The following is a 19,086-nucleotide window of genomic DNA, read 5'->3' as shown; positions in this document are numbered from 1 at the left end:
GGGGAAGGACGTAAGTTGGCCATACCCGATCGTGATGGAGGTCCCTGGTGAGCTTCAACCTCTCGACCCTGCTGGAAAACAGTGCGAAGCGGTACGCCGACCGCGAGGCGATCGTCTTCGGGGGCACCCGGCTGACCTACGCGCAGGTCGACGGAGCGGCCAACATGGTGGCCAACCTGCTGACCTCGCGGGGCATCGGGCACGGCGACAAGGTGGCGCTGAGCTGCCCGAACCTGCCGTACTTCTCGATCGTCTACTTCGGCATCCTCAAGGCCGGCGCGACCGTCGTACCCCTGAACGTGCTGCTGAAGGGCCGCGAGGTGGCCTACCACCTCGGCGACTCCGACGCGAAGGCCTACTTCTGCTTCCAGGGCACCCCCGAGCTGCCCATCGGCGAGGAGGGGTACGCCGGCTTCCGCCAGGCCGACGGGTGCGAGCACTTCTTCGTGATCACCGCCGACCCGGCCGCGCCCTCACCGATCGAGGGCACCCCCGAGCATCCGGTGGAGACGATGGGCGCGGCGATCGCCACCCAGCCGGCGACGTTCGAGAGCGTGGCCACCGACGAGGACGACACGGCGGTCGTGCTCTACACCTCCGGCACCACCGGGCAGCCCAAGGGCGCCGAGCTGCGGCACCGCAACATGCGCGACAACGCACTGGCGAGCGAGGACCTCTTCGGCGCCGACCCGGGCTCGCCCGACACCTACCTGTGCGTGCTCCCGCTCTTCCACTCCTTCGGTCAGACGGTCATCCAGAACGGCGCGTTCGCCTTCGGCGGCACCGTCGTGATGCTGCCGCGCTTCGAGGCCGGCCCCGCGCTGGACCTGATGCTGAAGGAGCGCGTGACGTTCTTCGCGGGCGTCCCGACCATGTACTGGGGCCTGCTCGGCGCCCTCACCCCCGAGGTCGGCGTCGAGACCATCGCCCGGAACCTCCGGGTCGCGGTCTCCGGCGGTGCGGCGCTGCCGGTCGAGGTGCACAAGGAGTTCGAGCGCCGGTTCGGCGTCACCATCCTCGAGGGGTACGGCCTCTCGGAGACCTCGCCCGTCGCGTCGTTCTCGGTGTACGGCGAGCCGGTGCGGGTCGGCTCGATCGGCCTCCCGATCCCCGGCGTCGAGATGGCCCTGCTGCAGCCCGACAGCTGGGACGAGGTCGAGTGGACCCCCGAGGCGATCGGCGAGATCGCGATCAGGGGGCACAACATCATGCGGGGCTACTACGGCCGGCCCGAGGCGACGGCCGAGGTGATCCGCGACGGCTGGTTCCGCTCCGGCGACCTGGGGCGCCGCGACGAGGACGGCTGGTACTACATCGTCGACCGGTCCAAGGACATGATCATCCGCGGCGGCTACAACGTGTACCCGCGCGAGATCGAGGAGGTCCTGCTGACCCACCCCGCGGTCTCCCTGGCCGCCGTGGTCGGAGTACCCCACGAGAGCCACGGCGAGGAGATCAAGGCCTACGTCATCCTCGCCGACGGCGCCTCGATCCCGCCCGCCGAGCTGGTCGCCTGGGCCAAGGAGCAGATGGCGGCGTACAAGTACCCGCGCCTGGTCGAGATCGTCGCCTCGCTCCCGATGACCGCCACCGGCAAGATCCTCAAGCGCGAGCTCACCTGACCCCCGCCGGTGGTTGAGCAGGTTGCGCTGGCAACCGTGTCGAAACCCCCGCACCCGACGTCGGCGCCCGGGTGCGGGGGTTTCGACACGCTCACCCGCTGGCGCGGCTTCGCTGCTCAACCACCGGTGGTCGGGGGGCTTGGGTCAGGCGAAGGGGTTCGGCAGGGCGCCCGGCAGGCCGGCCAGCAGCTCGCGCGCCTGCGCGGCCGACTTGTGCTCGACGAGCACCTCGTACCTCGTCGCCACCACCTGGGTGACCGAGGAGAAGTCCCGCCGGCCGCGGGTGGCGGCGTACCCGGCGAGCGCCCAGACGAGTCCGAACAGCGCGCCGAAGAGCATCGTGGAGATGATCGTGACGAAGCCCTCGCCGGAGAACAGCGACAGGATCACACCGACGAAGAGGCCCAGCCAGAGGCCAGAGAGGACCCCGCCCATGGCGACCCGGTTCCAGCTCAGCCGGCCGGTGATCCGCTCGATCCGCTTCAGGTCGGTGCCGACGATCATCAGCTGCTCGACCGGGAACTTCTGGTCGGCGAGGTAGTCGACGCTCTTCTGGGCGGCGGCGTAGTCGTCGTACACCGCGAGCGACTGGGGGAACTCCAGCCGCAGCGGTGAGGTGGTGTCGCCGCGGCCGGCGCCGGAGGTGGGCATGCTCATACTGATCAGTGTGCCGGTCCCGCCTAGGATGGGGCCATGCCCCGAGTCGTCGTCGACGTCATGCCCAAGCCCGAGATCCTCGACCCGCAGGGGAAGGCCGTGCAGGGTGCCTTGCCCCGACTCGGCTTCACCGGCGTGAGTGACGTCCGCCAGGGCAAGCGCTTCGAGCTCACCGTCGACGGCGAGGTGACCGCCGAGGTGCTCGAGCAGGTCCACCAGATGGCCGCGACGCTGCTGTCCAACCCGGTCATCGAGAACTTCACCGTCCGCGTCGAGGACGCCGCGGGCGCCGAGGTCCTCGCGTGAAGGTCGGCGTCGTCACCTTCCCCGGTTCCCTCGACGAGGCCGACGCCCAGCGCGCGGTCCGGATCGGCGGCCACGAGGCGGTCGCGCTGTGGCACGGCGATCACGACCTGCGCGGCGTCGACGCGGTGGTGCTGCCGGGCGGCTTCTCGTACGGCGACTACCTGCGCTGCGGCGCGATCTCCCGCTTCTCCCCGGTGATGACCGAGGTGATCGAGGCGGCCGGTCGTGGCCTGCCGGTGCTCGGCATCTGCAACGGCTTCCAGATCCTCTGCGAGTCCCACCTGCTGCCGGGCGCGCTGATCCGCAACCAGCGCCAGAAGTTCCTCTGCCTCGACCAGACGCTGCGCATCGAGAACAACCGGACCCCCTGGACCTCCGCGTACGCCGAGGGCGCCGAGGTGGTCATCGCGCTGAAGAACGGCGAGGGCTCCTTCGTCGCCGACACCGAGACGCTGGACCGCCTGGAGGGGGAGGGCCGGGTCGTGGCCCGCTACCTCGGCGAGAACCCCAACGGCTCGCTGCGCGACATCGCCGGCATCTGCAACGAGGCCGGCAACGTCGTCGGGCTGATGCCGCACCCCGAGCACTCGGTCGAGGACCTCACCGGCACCGGCACCGACGGGCTGGGCTTCTTCACCTCGCTCGCCGCCGCGGCGTTCGCATGAGCCCGCTGAAGCTCTTCCGCGCCGTTGCCGTCGCCGAGGCGATCACCTGGGCGCTGCTGCTCTCCGGCATGTTCTTGAAGTACGTCACCGAGACCACCGAGCTCGGCGTCCGGGTCGGCGGCATGCTCCACGGGGTCGTCTTCGTCGCCTACTGCGTGACCACCGTGGTCGTCGCCGTCGACCAGAAGTGGTCGGTCGGCCGCACGCTGCTGGGCCTGCTCGCGGCGGTCCCGCCGTTCTTCACCGTGCTCTTCGACCGGTACGCCGAGCGCCGCGGCCTGCTCGGCGACGCCTGGCGGCTGCGCACCGAGCAGCCGACTGGCCCGGCCCAGAAGCTCGTCTCCTGGCTGCTCCGCCGACCGCTCCAGGGCCTCGCGGCCGGTGCGGCCGCGGTCGTGGTGCTGACCGGCGTCGCGCTGCTCGTCGGCCCGCCCGCCTGAGCCGTGGCTCTGCTCGGGTGTGGATGAGTGCGGCTGCAGGTTCATCACGGTATGCAGATCAGTTCACACCTCCCATGGTGGGTACGCCGTGGCAACTGCGGGCTCGTCTGCATACCGTGATGAACCTGCGGGACCCGGCGCGCGTCGGGCTTGCCCGCCGCCCGGCCGGCAGCGCCGGAGTCAGCGGCGGCGCTTGCCCACGCTGAAGGCCCGCCAGGTGGCGGCGGTGGCGACACCGCTCGCGGCGTGGCCGACCCGGGACTGGTAGGTCTTCAGCGCCCGGTCCGTGGTCGCGCCGAACACCCCGCTCACGGTCAGCTTGGCGGTCGGGACGGCGGCGTTCAACGCGCGCTGCAGCCGGCGTACCCCCTCGCCGGCGGAGCCGTACTTCAGCAGGGTCCGGGAGCCGTCGCCGAGCAGCGACATCCAGCTCGGGCGGGACCAGTTGTCGGAGACCCGCAGGCTGTGGGTCGCCTGCCAGGTGCGGGCGGCGCGGACCGTGCGCTTGTTGTAGCGGCCGGTCACGCTGCCCTGGTAGAGGCCCTTCTCCTTCAGCAGGCACTGCAGCGCCTTGACCTGGAGTCGCGAGCCGGCGGTCGGGGCGGCCGCGCGCCGGATGGCCCGGAAGGCGCGGAGGTCGAGCCGGACGCCGCCGCAGCGCAGCTCGGCCGCGGCGATCGAGCCGTGACCGACGTCGAGGAAGTTGCGGTCGATGTTGATCCGCACGCCGCCCCAGGTCTCGTCGTGACCGCCCTGGTACTGCTTGACCCGGCCACCGGGCAGCCAGCCGTCGGGGCGGAGGTACGACGTGGAGGTGTTGGCCTTGCCGTCCCAGCGGGCCACCCAGATCCGGTCCGGCATCACGTACATCCCCGGACGGTCGACCCGGGCGTTGTCGAGGTCGCGGATGCCCGAGCCGGCACTGGAGTAGACGCCCGAGACGTAGCCGAGCTCGCGGATCCGCACCGTCCAGCCGCTGAGGAACCGCAGCGCGGACTCGCGGCAGTGGGTGTTCTTGCTGTCGTAGCCCTCGAGGTCGTACCAGAGGGTGCTGCCCGCGACGATGCCGAGCGCCTGGGCGTCCACCACGGTGGTCTCCGCCTCGGCGACCCCCATCCGGTAGGCCCGGCCGTAGGTGCCGGTGCCGGGGCGCGGGTCGATCCGGACGTCGTCGCTGTAGCGCGGGAACCGGGGCTGGCAGGACGCCTGCGGACCGAGCGTGATCGGCAGCAGCCGCCAGCCCTTGCGCAGCTGGGTGGCGACCCAGGTCGGCGTGAGGTTCGGCTGGCTGCGGCAGGCGCGCGACTTGCCGGAGATGTAGATCCCGACGGCGAGGAACGGCGACCGGGCCAGCCAGCGGTTCATCTTCGCCTGGTCCGGGGTCAGGCACTGGTCGAACCCGTAGCCGGTGAAGTCGCCCGGTGTCACCGGGTTCGTCGACCTCTTCGCCGCCACGGCGCTCGAGACGGGGTACGACGCCGTCGCGTCCTCGGCGGCGAGCGTGCTGCTCCCGCCGACGGCCAGGACGACGCCGGTGGTGGCGACGAGCAGGCCGGTCAGGGTCGCCGCGAGGGCGGCGCGAACGGGCAGGCGGGCGGGGCGGCGCATGGAGGAGCTCCCGGGGGAAGAGGGGGCGGAACCGTCGGGTCGGCGCCACCATAACCTCACCAGTCACACCAGTAACAGGGTCGGTCGTGAACTACAATGCTGTAGTTCACGATTCGCGTTTCCGCAGGTCAGCGAGGTGTTCGGCAGGATCGTCCGAGGCCTGGCGGGCGCCGCGGACGACGCGACCCGGGTGCCGGCCGGAGCCGGCGCCCGGGTCGCGCGGGTCGCGTCGGGAGCGGTCAGGCGGTGCCCGGTTCCGGCTCGCGGCGGCGTCGTACGAGCACGACCGCGGCGACGAGCGCCAGCAGTGCGAACGCCGACGAGGTCAGGAACGCCGCCTGCGCGCCCGGGAGGAACCGACCGGGCTCGGCGCCCGCGGCGTACACGGACACGATCACGGCGAGGCCGATCGCGCCGCCGAGCTGCTGGAAGGTCTGCAGCAGGCCGGACGCGGCGCCGGCGTGCTCGGGCTCGACCCCGGCCAGGATCGTGGCGGTCAGCGGCATGAACACCAGGCCGGCCGCGAGCCCGTTGAGGAGCATCGGGCCGAAGACACCGCCGAGGTAGCCGTCGCCCGCCGAGAACGTGCTGAGCCAGGCGAAGCTGGTGGCGAGGCCGAGCGAGCCGACGACCATCATCGGCACGACCCCGACCCGACCCAGCAGTCGCGGCGTGACCCGGGACATCCCGAAGATGCCGAGGGTCAGCGGCAGGAAGGCCAGGCCGGTCCGCATCGGGCCGAAGCCCAGCTCTTGCTCGATGAGCTGCACGGCGAGGAAGAACATCGTGAACTGGCCGCCGACGATCAGGGCGATCATCAGCAGTCCGCCGACCCGGCTGCGACTGCGCAGCAGCGCCGGCTGCAGCAGCGGGTGCGCGACCCGGGTCTCGGTGACGGCGAGGGCGCAGACGAGCGCGAGCCCGAGGAGGAGCCCGATCAGGGTGCGTGCGGAGGTCCAGCCGTGCTCGGGGGCGCCGATCAACGACCAGACGATCGCGACGGCGCCGCCGGTGGCGCTCACGGCGCCCACCAGGTCGAAGCGCCCGGGTCGGCGGGTTGTCTCGTCGAGGTACCGCCGGGTCAGGGCCAGCATCGCCAGGCCGATCGGCACGTTGATGAACATCGTCCAGCGCCAGGAGCCGACGTCGGTCAGGAAGCCGCCGAGCAGCAGTCCGAGCGACATGCCGCCGGAGGAGACGGCGCCGAAGAGGGCCAGGGCGCGGTTGCGGGCGGCCTGGTCGGGCGCGCTGGTGGTCAGCAGGGCCAGGACGCCGGGTGCGGCCATCGCGGCGCCGACCCCCTGGAGGGCGCGGGCGCCGACGAGGACCTCGGGGGTCTGGGCGAGGCCGCCCAGGAGCGAGGCGAGGGTGAAGACCGCGAGGCCGGTCTCGAACATCCGGCGCCGGCCGAAGACGTCGCCGAGCCGGCCGCCGAGCAGCAGCAGTCCGCCGAACGCGAGCGTGTAGGCGTTGAGCACCCACGAGAGCGAGGCCGGGCCGAAGCCGAGGTCGGCGTCGATGTGCGGCAGGGCGACGTTCACCACGGTGGCGTCGAGGATCAGCATCAGCTGCGCGACCAGGACGATCGCGATGCCGGCGGCGGCGCGGCCGGCGTTCTCGGGCAGCTCGGTCGGCCGGTCGGTCGGGAGGTCGGGGCTGCCCGCGGGGGTGGTGCGGGTGGGAGAGACGGTGGTGTCGGTGGACATGAGGGGACGTCCTGTTCTGGCCCGGCGGGCCGAGGTACATTAGATCCGGAGGATGGCTCCGCTTCCTTCGGAGACGATACGGAGATGCTCTCCGGTTAGCAAGAGAATTCTTGGAGGACCTGTGCGCGCCGACGCCAAGCGCAACCGTGAGCGCATCGTCGAGGTGGCCCGCGAGGTCTTCCGCGAGCAGGGGTACGACGCCTCTCTCGACCTGGTCGCCAAGCGGGCGGGCGTCGGCGCCGGCACGCTCTACCGGCACTTCCCGACCCGCGACGACCTCCTCGACGCGATCATGCAGAGCTGGGTCGATCGCGTGCAGGAGACGGCCGACCGGGCGCTCGCCCACGAGGGCGGCCCGCGCGAGCTGCTGCTCGCGTGGTTCGAGGAGTACGTCCGGCTGATCAGCGTCCATCGCGGCGGCCCGGCGAAGATCACCTGCGCGATGGGCGACGAGCAGTCCCCGATCCGCACCAAGTGCGAGGTGCTCCGCGGGGCCGGCGACCGGGTCCTGGACCAGCTGAGGTCCGAGGGCGCCCTGAAGGACGACGTCTCGGCGCTGCACGTCGCCCGGCTCGTCGGCGGCATCGCGACCGTCGCCGACCAGGGTGAGCTCGACGACGCCGCCGTACGCCCGATGCTCGAGGTCGTCGCCGACGGTCTCCTGCGTCCGGCCGCCGGCTGAGCCGGACGTCAGGGCCGCGGTCGGGACGCGGTGTGATCGCCGGTAGATTGGCGTCGTGCTGGACACCGTCACCGCCGCTGCCGAGGACCCCACCCGCGACCAGCCCTGGGCTGACCTCGGCCTGAAGGCCGACGAGTACCAGGAGATCCGCGAGATCCTCGGGCGCCGGCCGACGAGCTCGGAGCTCGCGATGTACTCCGTGATGTGGAGCGAGCACTGCTCCTACAAGTCGTCCAAGGTGCACCTCAAGCAGTTCTCCGAGATCCCGCAGGAGACGCCCGCCGGCAAGATGCTGGCCGGCATCGGCGAGAACGCCGGCGTCATCGACATCGGCCAGGGCTACGCCGTCACCTTCAAGGTCGAGTCGCACAACCACCCGTCGTACGTCGAGCCGTACCAGGGCGCCGCGACCGGGATCGGCGGCATCGTCCGCGACATCCTCGCGATGGGCGCCCGCCCGGTCGCCGTGATGGACCCGCTGCGCTTCGGCCCGCTCGACGCCCCCGACACCCACCGGGTGCTGCCCGGGATCGTGGCCGGCGTCGGCGGCTACGGCAACTGCCTGGGCCTGCCCAACATCGGCGGCGAGGCGGTCTTCGACCAGTCCTACCTGGGCAACCCGCTGGTCAACGCACTCTGTGTCGGCGTGCTCCGCCACGAGGACCTGCACCTCGCCAAGGCGAGCGGTGTCGGCAACCAGGTGATCCTGTACGGCGCCCGCACCGGCGGCGACGGCATCGGCGGCGTGAGCGTGCTCGCCTCCGAGACCTTCGACGCGGACGGCCCGGCCAAGCGGCCCAGCGTCCAGGTCGGCGACCCGTTCATGGAGAAGCTCCTCATCGAGTGCACGCTGGAGATCTTCGCGGCCGGCCTGGTCGCCGGCATCCAGGACCTCGGCGGTGCCGGGCTCTCCTGCGCCACCTCCGAGCTGGCCTCCGCCGGTGACGGCGGCATGCACGTCGAGCTCGACCGGGTCCCGCTGCGCGACTCCACGCTCGCGCCCGAGGAGATCCTGATGAGCGAGTCGCAGGAGCGGATGATGGCCGTCGTCGAGCCCGACGACGTCGCCGCCTTCCTGGCGATCTGCGCCAAGTGGGACGTCGAGGCGGTCGTGATCGGCGAGGTCACCGAGACCGGCCGGCTGCACATCGACTGGCACGGCGAGCGGGTCGTCGACGTACCCCCGCGCTCGGTCGCCCACGACGGCCCCACGTACCAGCGCCCCTTCGCCCGTCCGTCCTGGCAGGACGCGCTGCAGGCCGACGGGGCCGAGGCGCTCGCCCGCCCGACGACCGGTGCCGAGCTGCTCGAGACGCTGCTGCGCCTGGTCGCCTCGCCGAACCTGTGCGACAAGTCCTGGATCACCGACCAGTACGACCGCTACGTCCGCGGCAACACCGTCCTCTCCCAGCCCAGCGACAGCGGGATGATCCGCGTCGACGAGGAGACCAACCTCGGCGTCGCGGTCTCCACCGACTGCAACGGCCGGTTCGCCAAGCTCGACCCGTACGTCGGCGCCCGGCTCGCGCTCGCCGAGTCGTACCGCAACGTCGCGACCGGCGGTGCGACCCCGCTCGCGATCAGTGACTGCCTGAACTTCGGCTCGCCCGAGGACCCCGACGTGATGTGGCAGTTCGCCGAGGCCTGCCGCGGCCTCAAGGACGGCTGCCTGGAGCTCGGCATCCCGGTCACCGGCGGCAACGTGAGCCTCTACAACCAGACGGGCGACACCGCGATCCTCCCGACGCCGGTCGTGGCCGTGCTGGGCGTCATCGAGGACGTCACTCGCCGGACGCCGTCGGCGTGGAGCACCGCCGGCGAGCAGGTCTTCCTGCTCGGCGAGACCCGCGAGGAGCTCTCCGGCTCGGAGTGGGCGCACGTCGTCCACGGGCACCTGGGCGGCCGGCCGCCGCGGGTCGACCTGGCCGCCGAGAAGGCGCTCGCCTCCCTGCTCGGCGAGGGCGTCGGGCTGCTCACCTCCGCCCACGACGTCTCCGACGGCGGCCTGGCCCAGACCCTGGTCGAGGGTTCGCTGCGACACCTGGTCGGGGTCTCCGTGAGCATCCCGGGCGACGCGTTCGTCGGGCTGTTCGCCGAGTCGGCCGGCCGGGTCGTCGTCACCGTCGCCCCGGGCGACGAGGGCCGGCTCACCGACCTGGCCGCGCAGCACGGCGTACCCCTCACCCCGCTGGGCGTCACCGGCGGCGACAGCCTGGTCGTCGAGGGCCAGTTCGAGGCCCCGCTGCTCGAGGTGCGGTCGGCGTGGATGGCGACCCTGCCGGCAGCACTGGGCTGAGGCGCGTCCCGGACGTCGTACGACCTGGCGACCCTGACCGCCGGTTCGCCTGACGTCCGCCCGTCCGCGATGCTGAGCGGATGGACGACGGCCTGCAGGTCACCGGCTCGTGGGCGGTGCCCGCGGCCGAGCTGACCGAGCGGTTCTCGCGCTCCTCCGGCCCGGGCGGCCAGGGCGTGAACACCGCCGACAGCCGGGTCGAGCTGTCGTACGACGTCGCCGGCTCGCCCTCGGTGCCGGACCACCTGCGGGACCGGCTCCTGGCGCGGCTCTCGTCGCGGCTGGTCGACGGGGTGGTGACCATCGCGGCCAGCGAGCACCGCACCCAGCTGGCCAACCGCCGGGCCGCTCGCGAACGGCTCGCCCAGCTGCTCCGCGAGGCCGCCGCCCCGCCCCCGCCGTCGCGGCGGCCCACCCGACCGACCCGCGGGTCGAAGGAGCGGCGGCTGTCGGCCAAGAAGCGTCGCGGCGAGACCAAGCGCGGGCGGCAGGGCCGCTTCGACTGACCGACCCGCGGGCCGGCCATCCGTGCGCTCGCCCGCTCCGAACCACTCGTGTGCGCCGGAGGACCCTGTTGAGCCTGCCCGTCCTGAGCGCGGCAGGTGCGCTGCTGGCCGAGTGCGGGGAGGATGCGGCCATGACGGCGGAGCAGCCCGAGCAGCCCGAGTCGCAGCGGACGTCGTACGGCGACGACCCGAGCCAGTACGCCGAGCTGACCCGGCCGGCCGGTGAGGCGCGAGGGGTGGCGGTGGTGGTGCACGGCGGGTTCTGGAAACCGGAGTACGGCGTCGAGTACGCCCGCCCGCTGGTGCCGAGCCTGGTCGCGGCGGGGTGGGCGGCGTGGGCGGTCGAGTACCGCCGCGGCACCGGCGCGGCCGACACGCTCGCCGACGTGCGCGCCGCGATCGCGGCCTGCCCGGTGGAGGCCGAGACGATGGTCGGGATCGGGCACTCCGCCGGCGGGCACCTGGCGACCTGGGCCGCGGGTCAGGACGTCGGGCTCACCCACGTGGTCGCGCAGGCCGGCGTGCTCGACCTGGTCGCCGCCCACGACGCGGGCCTCGGGGGCGGGGCCGTCGAGGCCTTCCTCGGCCACCCACCGGGCCGGGGTGACGCCGAGGTCGACCCGATCCGGCAGGCGCCCGTCGGCGTACCCGTGTGGTGCGTGCACGGCCGCGACGACGACACCGTGCCGATCTCGCAGTCCGAGGCGTACGTGACGGCCGCCGGCGGGAGCGCGGAGCTGGTGGCGGTCGACGGCGACCACTTCGCCGTCATCGACCCCGACTCCGCGGCCTGGGCGCGGACGCTGGCGATCCTGGACGACCTGCCGGTCCGATAGCTCCTGACGACCGGAGGTCAGGCCTTCGGGAGCACCGAGATCTTCTGCCAGATCTTGCGGGACATGCCGGTAGTGAGCGACTCGATGGTGCTGACGGTGTCGAGTACGACGTTGTCGCGCGACTCCTCGGCGCAGAGCGCGGCGGCCTTGCCGACCAGGCTGAGCAGCTCGGAGCAGTAGTTGAGGTAGTGCTCCAGCTGGTCGCGGTCCAGGTGCGGCTCGGGACTGACCGGCGTGCGCACGAAGCCGGGGCGGAGCCGCTCGGGGTCCTTGGTGAGCTGGTGCATGTCGATGATGTGGGCCAGGGAGCGGAGCTGGTGCAGCAGCTTCAGGACCTGCCCGCGCTGCACCCGCTCGGGGAAGGACCACAGGAAGAACACCGCGAGCGCGGCGAAGACCAGGTCGTTGATCGCGGACTCGATCAGCGGCACCCAGCCGACGCCGCTGTCCGGCCCGCCGTCGCGGAACACGTCGCGCGCGGCGATGCCGATGGCGATCGCGGTGGCCAGGACGACCAGCGCCATCAGCGCCCGGGAGACGGTCCTCGCGGTGTCGATGCGCCGCCGGTTGACCACCGCGACGCCGGCGACCCGGTCGACCATGGTCACCAGCTCGAGGGCGACCTGGTGCAACCCGCGCTCGGGGAAGCGTGCGTCGATCCGGCGCTCCAGCGCGACGACGGTCGCGCGGACGTGCTCGGCGCCGAGCTTGTCGAGACTCACGGCTGGCAGCGTAGGCGGTCGTGCCCCTGAGGGTGCGGCGGAGCACGCGCTCAGGGGCACGACCCGGGTCAGCTCGACGCGCGCATCGCCCGGAGGCCGACCACCAGTCCCAGGGCGGCGACCAGGGCGGAGGCGAGCAGGCCCGCGCCGACGGTGTCGAGGGGGTAGGACCCGGCGAAGAGCGGCCGGACCGCCTCGACGACGTACGTCAGCGGGTTGAGGTCGGAGAGGAACCGCAGCCAGCCCGGTGCACCCTCGAGCGGCAGCAGGACGCCGGCGAGCAGCAGCAGCGGGAAGATCAGCGTCTGCTGGACGGTCCAGAACAGCCAGTCCTGGTCCTTGGCCGCCAGCGCGAGGGCGAACGACAGCGCCCCGATCCCGATGCTGAAGCCCGACAGGATCAGCACGGCGAGCAGTACGCCGCCGAGGTGCAGGTCGAAGGAGAACGGCGTGCAGACGACGACGATGATCGCCGTCTGCATCAGCATCGGCACGATCTCCTTCAGCGCCCGGCCGACCAGCAGCGAGGAGCGCGACAGCGGCGAGACCAGCAGCCGCTCGTGGGAGCCGGTGACCATCTCCTGCATCAGGTTGGCACCGGTGAACGACGCCCCCATCAGCGTGGTCATCGCGACGATGCCGGGCACGAACCACTGCAGCGCCGAGCCGTCGCCGGTGTCGGGGAGCAGCGGCGCGAACAGCGCCAGGAAGACCAGCGGCTGCACCATCGCGAACAGCACCGAGGCCGGCTCGCGGACGACCGGCCGCAGCTCGCGGGTCATCACGTTCCAGGTGTCGAGGAGGAACCCGGGAGCGGGGAAAGCGGGGTGGGTGGTGGCGGTGCTCATGCGACGGCTCCTTCGAGCGCGGGGGTGGTGGTCTCGTCGGTCTCGCGCAGGCTGCGGCCGGTCAGCTCGAGGAACACATCGTCGAGGGTGGCGCTCGCGACCTCCAGCCGGGCGATCGCGACGCCCGCACCGGCGAGGTCGGTGACCAGACCGGGCGCGGCCTCCGAGGCCCGCGGTGCCCGGAGCCGTACGACGCAGCCGGCGCGCTCGACGCTCACGCCGGGCAGCACGCGCGCCCCGTGCTCGGCGGCCGTGACGGCGTCGGCCCCGGACGGCAGGGTGAGCGTGACCAGGTCGCCGAGGCCGGACTTCAGCGCGGTCGCGGTGTCGTCGGCGATCACCACGCCGCGGTCGATGACGACGACCCGGTCGGCGATCGCGTCGGCCTCCTCGAGATAGTGCGTGGTCAGCACGATCGTGGTGCCCTGCTCGCGGTGCAGCCGACGGACCTGCTCCTGCAGGTTGACCCGGTTCTGCGGGTCGAGCCCGGTGGACGGCTCGTCGAGGAACAGCACCCGCGGCGACTGCACCAGCCCGATCGCGACGTCGAGACGCCGGCGCTGGCCGCCGGAGAGCGTGGAGACGGGGCGGCCGGCCTGCTCGGTGAGGTCGAACGCCTCGAGCAGCTCCTCGGCGCGGGAGCGGGCGGCCGACCGGGACATGCCGAAGGCCCGGGCCTGGCTGACCAGCTCGTCGCGTCCGCGCTGCTGGTGGCCGGCGCCGTTGCCCTGGCCGACGTACCCGATGCTGCGGCGTACGTCGCGGCGGTCGCGGACGACGTCGTACCCCGCCACCTCGGCGGTGCCGGACGTCGGGGCGATCAGGGTGGTGAGCATGCGCAGCGTCGTCGACTTGCCGGCGCCGTTGGGGCCGAGGAGGGCGACGAGCTCGCCGTCGGTGACGTCGAGGTCGAGGCCGCGCACGGCTTCGACCGTCTGCTGGTGACGCGTGAAGTGGCGGGTCAGTCCGCGGGTTCGGATCATCATGAGAGCCACGCTAGAAAGCAATCAGGTCAGTTTCTGGCCGCAATCGGAACTAACCTGGCGTCATGACCACCAGCGCCCGGATGCTCCGGCTGCTCTCGCTCCTGCAGACCCACCGCTACTGGCCCGGCGGCGAGCTGTCGGAGCGGCTCGACGTCAGCCCCCGCACCCTGCGTCGCGACATCGACCGGCTCCGCGAGCTCGGGTACTCCGTCGACGCGGTCCGCGGGGTGTCCGGCGGCTACCAGCTGCGGGCGGGCGGCCAGCTGCCGCCGCTGCTGCTCGAGGACGAGGAGGCCGTCGCGATCGCGGTCGGGCTCCGGACGGCCGCCGCCGGCGCGGTCGCCGGCATGGAGGAGACCTCCGTGCAGGCGCTCACCAAGGTGATCGCGCTGATGCCGCCGCGACTGCGCCGCCAGCTCGACGCGCTGCGCACCCAGACCGAGAACTTCACCTGGGGCGGCGGGCCGGTCGTGGACGCCACGGTGCTGACCACGCTGGCGCAGGGGTGCCGCGACGACGAGCCGCTGCGCTTCGGCTACACCGCCCGCGACGCCGAGCCCACCGAGCGCTGGGTGGAGCCGCACCGGCTGGTCTCGCTCGGCCGGCGGTGGTACCTCGTCGCCTACGACCGCGACCGCCAGGACTGGCGCAGCTTCCGGGTCGACCGGATCTCCGGCCCCCAGCTGTCCGGCGGCCGGTTCCGCCCGCGCGAGCTGCCCGCCCAGGACGCGCTGACCTTCGTGCAGTCGGGGATCCGCCGGATGCCGCAGCGGTACGCCGTCCGGGTGCGCGTCCAGGCGCCGACCGAGGTCGTGCAGCGGGTGGTCCAGCAGTGGGGCACGACCACGCCCGACGAGGACGGCTGCCTGCTGGAGATGAACGTCGACGACCTGCGCTGGCCGCTGATGGTGCTCGCCCAGGTCGGCGCGGACTTCACGATCGAGGGCCCATCCGAGCTCCGGGACAAGGTCGCCGACGCGGCCGAGCGGTTCAGCCGCGCGGCGCGCTGACCAACGGCCCGACGGCGAGCGGCCCGGCCAGCAGGCAGTCCTGCCCGTGGACCCGGCCCGAGGGCAGCAGGTCCTCGAGATGGTCGGGATGGACCCGGACGAACCGGTCCCCGGCCGGCGAGGCGCCCGGCGCCAGCAGCAGTACGGCGTACTCGGCCGCCAGGCCCTCGAGCACGTCGACCGGCAGCTGCTCGACCCGGAGCCTCAGCGCCCACGGGACGGGCGCCGCCAGGGAGCGACGGGCGCCGGCGACGACCGCGCGCTCGAGCCCGCCGGCGTCGACCCGCACGCAGAACGACCCGGGGGTCTCGCCCAGGAGCTCGTCGAGGGCCGGACTCCCGACACCGGCCTCGAGGACGACGTCCCAGTCGAGCGCGCCCCGGGCCCGGCGCCACAGGGTCGTCCGCGCGTCCTCGGTGCGGAGGCTGGTGGCGAGGGTGCTCATCGCGTGAGCGTAGGCAGGGTCCGTGAACGACGGGTGAATGCCGGCGCCGCCGGTGGTGCACCCGAGATGGCAGCTCGACCTCAGCCGGCTCACGCCGCCACCACCCACTCGACCGGCCGCGGGACGGACCGCACCGACCGGGCCAGCGTCGGGATGAGTGCGACGACCGCGGTCAGGACGGCCAGGACCGCGATCGCGCCGGGGCCGCCGAGGGACTCCAGGAGCACTCCGCCGAGGAGCGGCGCGAGCGGGAGCATCGACATCGACACGAACTGCGAGGCCGACTGCACGCGGCCCTGCAGCTCGGTCGGCGTGACCGCGACCCGGTAGGAGCCGATCCCGGCATTGCCGGCGGGGTTGAGGAACAGCCCGACGGAGAGGGCGACGGCGACCACGAGCGGGCTGTTCCAGAAGAGCATCGGCACCAGCAGCGGGACGAAGCTCCAGGCGACCGCCACCGTCAGCCGGCCGGTCGGCACCCGGTCGATCAGCCAGGGCGCCACGATCGCGCCTGCGATCCCGCAGGCACCGGCGGCGACCTCGACGAGCGCGATCTGCAGGGGCGGGAAGCCGGCCTCGATCAGCCGCAGCACCGCCACCAGGAAGAGCGCGTTGACGACCAGGTTGGTGCACGCGGCCCACCCGGTCAGCACCCGGAAGAACGGGCTGTCGGCGATGAACCGGAGTCCCGCGGAGAGGTCGCGCCGGGGGTTGCGCGGCGTGCTCGACCGGGGCGGGCGCAGGTCCGCGCGGATCCGGCCCAGCAGCACCCACGAGACGGCGAACGTCACGGCGTCCGCCGCGAACGGCAGCCAGCGGGCCACCCCGTAGAGCGCGCCGCCGAGCGGTGCGCCCAGCAGGACGGCGACGTGCTGGCGGGCCTGCTGCTGGCTGAGCGCCGTCGGCAGGTCCTCGGTCGGTACGACGGCCCGCACGGCCGCCATCTCGGCCGGCGCGAACACGCCGGCCGCCGCCCCGGTGAGCAGCGCGACGGTCAACAGGTGGGGGAGCGTCAGGGCGTCGTACCAGCCGGCGAGCGCGAGCGAGGCGTAGAGCAGCACGCCCGCGGCACTGGCCCAGCGCATCATCGCGCGCCGGTCCACGCGGTCGGCGACGACGCCGGCCGGCAGCAGGGCTGCGGCCATCCCGAGCAGGTGCACCGCCTCGACGAGGGCGGCGAGCAGGGCCGAGCCGGTGAGGGCGTAGGCGAGGAGCGGGAAGACGAACAGGCTCGTGCGGGTGCCGAGCTCGCTGATCGTCTGGCCGATCCAGAGGGCGGTGAAGTCGTGGTTGCCGAGCAGGCGGCGGTATCCGGTCATGTTCCGCAACATATATTGCGCACGTAATGTTGCGCAATAGTGCGTGCGCAACTTGCTAGGATGGCCGCGTGTCAGAGTCACGCCCCGTCCACGACCCCAAGGTGCTGCGCGCGATCGCCCACCCGGTCCGCAACCGGATCCTCGCCGAGCTCGATGCGGCCGGGTCGTTGCGCGCGGCCGACATCGCCCGCGAGCTCGGCATCCCCGCCAACCAGGCGAGCTTCCACCTGCGTCAGCTCGCGAAGTACGGCCTGGTCGAGGAGGACCCGGAGGCCGCGCGGGACCGCCGCGACCGGGTCTGGCGGTCGAGTGTCGCCGGCGGGCTCGCCCTCGACCTGGGCGAGCTCGAGAAGGCACCCGGCGGTCGCGCCGCCGCGGCGGTCTTCCGCCGCTCGAAGGGCGACTGGGCCCACCAGGTCGTCGATGTCGCGCTCCGGGGCGAGCGCGAGGAGGGCACCTACCGGTCGGTGACCGACGCGGCGTTCCGGCTGACCAAGGAGGAGGCCGCCGCGCTCTCGGAGGAGCTGGGTGAGGTGCTGGCCGCCTGGGGGGAGCGCACCCGCGGGCGGTCCGACGACGCCACGCGGACCTACCTCTACTTCTCGGTGCTGCTGCCCCACCCGGAGCTCGGGGAGACCGACTGATGGCCGCCCGACTGCGCCCCGCGGATCCGGCCGACGTGGCCGCCGCCCTCGCCCGGGTCGCCGCCGACACCGCCGAGCGCGGTGACCTCCGGCTCCTGGTCAAGCACTTCCTCGCCGTCCTGGAGGACCGCGCGCCCGGGCACTCCGTCGAGGTGCGGATCCCGCCGTACGCCGCCGTCCAGGTCATCCCCGGCGTGCGGCACACCCGCGGCACCCCGCCGGCCGTCGTCGAGACCGACGCCGCCACCTGGATCGCGCTCGCCACCGGGGAGCTGCCCTGGGCCGAGGCCGAGCACTCCGCCCGGGTCCGCGCCAGCGGCCAGCGGGCCGACCTGGCGCCGTACCTGCCGCTGGACGGCCGTTAGGGTCGAGCGCATGAGCGACGATCTCCGCGGCAGGGTCCAGGCAGTGCTCCCCTCGGTCCGAGCAGACCTCGAGGACCTCGTCCGGATCCAGTCGGTCAGCGCCGACCCCGAGCGCCTCCCGGAGGTCGAGCGGAGCGCGCAGCGCACCGCCGAGCTCTTCGCGGCCGAGGGGGTCGACGTCGAGATCGTGCGCGCGTTCGACGGCGCCCCGCCCGCGGTCGTCGGGGAGAAGAAGGGGCCCCAGGGCGCCCCGACCGTGCTGCTGTACGCCCACCACGACGTGCAGCCCGAGAACGACCACGCCGACTGGGACTCCCCGCCGTGGGAGCCCACCGAGCGCGACGGCCGCCTCTACGGCCGCGGCGCCGCCGACGACAAGGCCGGGATCATGGCCCACGTCGGCGCCCTCCGCGCACTCGGCGACGACCTGCCCGTCACCGTCCGGCTGTTCATCGAGGGCGAGGAGGAGGTCGCGAGCGCGACGCTGCCCCAGCTGCTCGAGCAGTACCAGGACCGGCTGAGAGCCGACGTCATCGTGATCGCCGACTCCGGCAACTGGGACATCGGCGTACCCGCCCTGACCACCAGTCTGCGCGGCCTGATCCGCGTCGACGTCGAGCTGCGCACGCTCACCCACGCCGTCCACTCCGGCATGTGGGGCGGCCTCGCCCCCGACGCGATCATGGCGCTGATCCGGCTGCTCGACTCGCTGTGGACCGAGGACGGCGCCCCCGCCGTCGCCGGCCTGGCGAGCGGCCCGGCGGCCGACGTGGAGTACCCCGAGGAGCGCCTGCGCGCCGAGTCCGGCGCCATCGACGGCCTCTCGTGGGTCGGCCAGGGCTCCGCCGTGGAGCGGCTCTGGACACAGCCGGCCATCACCGTCACCGGCTTCGACGCTCCCAAGGTCGCCGGCGCCTCCAACACCCTCAGCCCGGTCGCCCGCGCCCGCGTCACCATCCGGATAGCCCCGGGCGACACCGCCGAGAATGCCGTCGCCCGGCTCGAGGAGCACCTGCGCGCGCACGTGCCGTGGGGCGCGTCGCTGTCGACCACCGTCGTCGACACGGGCGAGCCGATCGCGCTCCCGGCCCAGGGTCCGGCGTACGACGCCGCGCGCGCCGCCTTCGCCGAGGCCTGGGACGGCACCGCCCCGGTCGACATGGGCGTCGGCGGCTCGATCCCCTTCATCGCGGAGTTCCTCGAGGCGTTCCCCGAGGCCAGCGTGCTGGTCACCGGCGTCGAGGACCCCGACACCCGCGCCCACGGGGCGAACGAGGGTCTGCACCTGGCCGAGTTCGAGCGGGTCGTCCTCGCCGAGGCGTTCCTGCTGCGGAACCTGGCTCGGTAGCCGCTTCCGCCGTGGTCCAGGCCCGGACCTGCCCTCCCGGCGCAGCCGCAGGCGAGCACCCGACCGCCCCCGACG

General features: G+C 73.1%; 20 protein-coding genes. 12 read left to right on the top strand and 8 right to left on the bottom strand.

What is annotated here, in order from left to right:
- Positions 1-47: 47 nt before the first annotated feature.
- Positions 48-1,622 carry a long-chain fatty acid--CoA ligase gene (locus tag MUB56_RS02280; RefSeq protein WP_348536706.1) on the top strand — a complete coding sequence of 525 codons (1,575 nt, stop codon included), beginning with the start codon at positions 48-50 and terminating at the stop codon, positions 1,620-1,622.
- A 144-nt stretch (positions 1,623-1,766) separates the two neighbouring features.
- On the opposite strand, the gene MUB56_RS02275 is transcribed toward MUB56_RS02280, so the two are convergent.
- Complete coding sequence (locus tag MUB56_RS02275; RefSeq protein ID WP_244932337.1) at positions 1,767-2,273, bottom strand: general stress protein; 507 nt, start codon at positions 2,271-2,273, stop codon at positions 1,767-1,769.
- Between the two features lie 42 nt (positions 2,274-2,315).
- Between MUB56_RS02275 and purS the strand changes: the two genes are divergently transcribed.
- From purS to MUB56_RS02260, 3 genes are read left to right on the top strand one after another with little or no spacing between them, the layout of a single operon-like run.
- On the top strand, positions 2,316-2,585 hold the full coding sequence (purS, locus tag MUB56_RS02270) for a phosphoribosylformylglycinamidine synthase subunit PurS (RefSeq protein ID WP_244930296.1): 270 nt from the start codon (positions 2,316-2,318) through the stop codon (positions 2,583-2,585).
- Positions 2,582-3,250 carry a phosphoribosylformylglycinamidine synthase subunit PurQ gene (gene purQ, locus MUB56_RS02265; RefSeq protein WP_244930295.1) on the top strand — a complete coding sequence of 223 codons (669 nt, stop codon included), beginning with the start codon at positions 2,582-2,584 and terminating at the stop codon, positions 3,248-3,250. The genes purS and purQ overlap by 4 nt, the downstream gene beginning before the upstream one ends.
- Positions 3,247-3,690 carry a DUF3817 domain-containing protein gene (locus MUB56_RS02260; protein ID WP_244930294.1) on the top strand — a complete coding sequence of 148 codons (444 nt, stop codon included), beginning with the start codon at positions 3,247-3,249 and terminating at the stop codon, positions 3,688-3,690. The genes purQ and MUB56_RS02260 overlap by 4 nt, the downstream gene beginning before the upstream one ends.
- 180 nt (positions 3,691-3,870) lie before the next feature.
- Here the strand turns inward: MUB56_RS02260 and MUB56_RS02255 are convergent, their stop codons facing one another.
- Both MUB56_RS02255 and MUB56_RS02250 read right to left on the bottom strand, forming a co-directional pair.
- Complete coding sequence (locus MUB56_RS02255) at positions 3,871-5,298, bottom strand: glycoside hydrolase domain-containing protein (protein WP_244930293.1); 1,428 nt, start codon at positions 5,296-5,298, stop codon at positions 3,871-3,873.
- A gap of 239 nt (positions 5,299-5,537) precedes the next feature.
- Positions 5,538-7,004, bottom strand: a complete 1,467-nt coding sequence (locus tag MUB56_RS02250) for an MFS transporter (protein ID WP_244930292.1) — start codon at positions 7,002-7,004, stop codon at positions 5,538-5,540.
- A gap of 121 nt (positions 7,005-7,125) precedes the next feature.
- On the opposite strand from MUB56_RS02250, the gene MUB56_RS02245 reads away from it, so the two are divergent.
- The 4 genes from MUB56_RS02245 to MUB56_RS02230 all read left to right on the top strand — a co-directional run bounded on the left by MUB56_RS02245 (position 7,126) and on the right by MUB56_RS02230 (position 11,324).
- Positions 7,126-7,686, top strand: a complete 561-nt coding sequence (locus MUB56_RS02245) for a TetR/AcrR family transcriptional regulator (RefSeq protein WP_244930291.1) — start codon at positions 7,126-7,128, stop codon at positions 7,684-7,686.
- A gap of 55 nt (positions 7,687-7,741) precedes the next feature.
- Positions 7,742-9,982 (top strand): phosphoribosylformylglycinamidine synthase subunit PurL, encoded by a 2,241-nt coding sequence (gene purL / locus MUB56_RS02240; RefSeq protein ID WP_244930290.1) that lies wholly within the window; start codon positions 7,742-7,744, stop codon positions 9,980-9,982.
- An 80-nt stretch (positions 9,983-10,062) separates the two neighbouring features.
- Positions 10,063-10,488: an alternative ribosome rescue aminoacyl-tRNA hydrolase ArfB gene (gene arfB / locus MUB56_RS02235; protein ID WP_244930289.1), complete on the top strand. Its 426-nt coding sequence runs from the start codon at positions 10,063-10,065 to the stop codon at positions 10,486-10,488.
- A 131-nt stretch (positions 10,489-10,619) separates the two neighbouring features.
- The gene (locus MUB56_RS02230; protein WP_244930288.1) at positions 10,620-11,324 is read left to right on the top strand and encodes a prolyl oligopeptidase family serine peptidase; all 705 of its coding nucleotides are present in this window, start codon (positions 10,620-10,622) and stop codon (positions 11,322-11,324) included.
- A gap of 17 nt (positions 11,325-11,341) precedes the next feature.
- On the opposite strand, the gene MUB56_RS02225 is transcribed toward MUB56_RS02230, so the two are convergent.
- The 3 genes from MUB56_RS02225 to MUB56_RS02215 form a co-directional block, all read right to left on the bottom strand.
- On the bottom strand, positions 11,342-12,046 hold the full coding sequence (locus MUB56_RS02225) for a hypothetical protein (RefSeq protein WP_244930287.1): 705 nt from the start codon (positions 12,044-12,046) through the stop codon (positions 11,342-11,344).
- A 68-nt stretch (positions 12,047-12,114) separates the two neighbouring features.
- Complete coding sequence (locus tag MUB56_RS02220; RefSeq protein ID WP_244930286.1) at positions 12,115-12,894, bottom strand: ABC transporter permease; 780 nt, start codon at positions 12,892-12,894, stop codon at positions 12,115-12,117.
- A complete protein-coding gene (locus tag MUB56_RS02215) occupies positions 12,891-13,880 on the bottom strand; it encodes an ATP-binding cassette domain-containing protein (protein ID WP_244930285.1) in 990 nt (329 codons plus the stop codon). Before MUB56_RS02215 ends, MUB56_RS02220 begins: the two co-directional genes overlap by 4 nt.
- Positions 13,881-13,942: 62 nt before the next feature.
- Between MUB56_RS02215 and MUB56_RS02210 the strand changes: the two genes are divergently transcribed.
- On the top strand, positions 13,943-14,890 hold the full coding sequence (locus tag MUB56_RS02210) for a YafY family protein (RefSeq protein WP_244930284.1): 948 nt from the start codon (positions 13,943-13,945) through the stop codon (positions 14,888-14,890).
- On the opposite strand, the gene MUB56_RS02205 is transcribed toward MUB56_RS02210, so the two are convergent.
- Together MUB56_RS02205 and MUB56_RS02200 are read right to left on the bottom strand one after the other, a co-directional pair.
- A complete protein-coding gene (locus MUB56_RS02205; protein ID WP_244930283.1) occupies positions 14,871-15,335 on the bottom strand; it encodes a hypothetical protein in 465 nt (154 codons plus the stop codon). The two genes, MUB56_RS02210 and MUB56_RS02205, sit on opposite strands and share 20 nt — an antisense overlap.
- A gap of 89 nt (positions 15,336-15,424) precedes the next feature.
- On the bottom strand, positions 15,425-16,654 hold the full coding sequence (locus MUB56_RS02200; RefSeq protein ID WP_244930282.1) for an MFS transporter: 1,230 nt from the start codon (positions 16,652-16,654) through the stop codon (positions 15,425-15,427).
- 68 nt (positions 16,655-16,722) lie between these two features.
- Between MUB56_RS02200 and MUB56_RS02195 the strand changes: the two genes are divergently transcribed.
- From MUB56_RS02195 to MUB56_RS02185, 3 genes are read left to right on the top strand one after another with little or no spacing between them, the layout of a single operon-like run.
- Positions 16,723-17,298 (top strand): helix-turn-helix domain-containing protein, encoded by a 576-nt coding sequence (locus MUB56_RS02195; protein ID WP_244930281.1) that lies wholly within the window; start codon positions 16,723-16,725, stop codon positions 17,296-17,298.
- Positions 17,298-17,663: a sterol carrier family protein gene (locus MUB56_RS02190; protein ID WP_244930280.1), complete on the top strand. Its 366-nt coding sequence runs from the start codon at positions 17,298-17,300 to the stop codon at positions 17,661-17,663. Before MUB56_RS02195 ends, MUB56_RS02190 begins: the two co-directional genes overlap by 1 nt.
- Positions 17,664-17,673: 10 nt before the next feature.
- A complete protein-coding gene (locus MUB56_RS02185) occupies positions 17,674-19,011 on the top strand; it encodes a dipeptidase (RefSeq protein ID WP_244930279.1) in 1,338 nt (445 codons plus the stop codon).
- The last annotated feature ends 75 nt before the right edge of the window (positions 19,012-19,086 follow it).

It is taken from the genome of Nocardioides sp. W7 (assembly GCF_022919075.1).
Lineage (GTDB): Bacteria > Actinomycetota > Actinomycetes > Propionibacteriales > Nocardioidaceae > Nocardioides.
Note: the sequence above shows the minus strand (reverse complement) of the source record. Positions and strands in the feature narration are given on the sequence as shown.

Excerpts from the sequence above, each read along its gene's own strand:
- MUB56_RS02275 (WP_244932337.1), bottom strand. The coding sequence starts at position 2,273 with ATGCCCACCTCCGGCGCCGGCCGCGGCGACACCACCTCACCGCTGCGG.
- purS (WP_244930296.1), top strand. The coding sequence starts at position 2,316 with ATGCCCCGAGTCGTCGTCGACGTCATGCCCAAGCCCGAGATCCTCGAC.
- MUB56_RS02260 (WP_244930294.1), top strand. The coding sequence starts at position 3,247 with ATGAGCCCGCTGAAGCTCTTCCGCGCCGTTGCCGTCGCCGAGGCGATC.
- MUB56_RS02255 (WP_244930293.1), bottom strand. The coding sequence starts at position 5,298 with ATGCGCCGCCCCGCCCGCCTGCCCGTTCGCGCCGCCCTCGCGGCGACC.
- MUB56_RS02250 (WP_244930292.1), bottom strand. The coding sequence starts at position 7,004 with ATGTCCACCGACACCACCGTCTCTCCCACCCGCACCACCCCCGCGGGC.
- arfB (WP_244930289.1), top strand. The coding sequence starts at position 10,063 with ATGGACGACGGCCTGCAGGTCACCGGCTCGTGGGCGGTGCCCGCGGCC.
- MUB56_RS02230 (WP_244930288.1), top strand. The coding sequence starts at position 10,620 with ATGACGGCGGAGCAGCCCGAGCAGCCCGAGTCGCAGCGGACGTCGTAC.
- MUB56_RS02220 (WP_244930286.1), bottom strand. The coding sequence starts at position 12,894 with ATGAGCACCGCCACCACCCACCCCGCTTTCCCCGCTCCCGGGTTCCTC.
- MUB56_RS02215 (WP_244930285.1), bottom strand. The coding sequence starts at position 13,880 with ATGATGATCCGAACCCGCGGACTGACCCGCCACTTCACGCGTCACCAG.
- MUB56_RS02210 (WP_244930284.1), top strand. The coding sequence starts at position 13,943 with ATGACCACCAGCGCCCGGATGCTCCGGCTGCTCTCGCTCCTGCAGACC.
- MUB56_RS02205 (WP_244930283.1), bottom strand. The coding sequence starts at position 15,335 with ATGAGCACCCTCGCCACCAGCCTCCGCACCGAGGACGCGCGGACGACC.
- MUB56_RS02200 (WP_244930282.1), bottom strand. The coding sequence starts at position 16,654 with ATGACCGGATACCGCCGCCTGCTCGGCAACCACGACTTCACCGCCCTC.
- MUB56_RS02190 (WP_244930280.1), top strand. The coding sequence starts at position 17,298 with ATGGCCGCCCGACTGCGCCCCGCGGATCCGGCCGACGTGGCCGCCGCC.
- MUB56_RS02185 (WP_244930279.1), top strand. The coding sequence starts at position 17,674 with ATGAGCGACGATCTCCGCGGCAGGGTCCAGGCAGTGCTCCCCTCGGTC.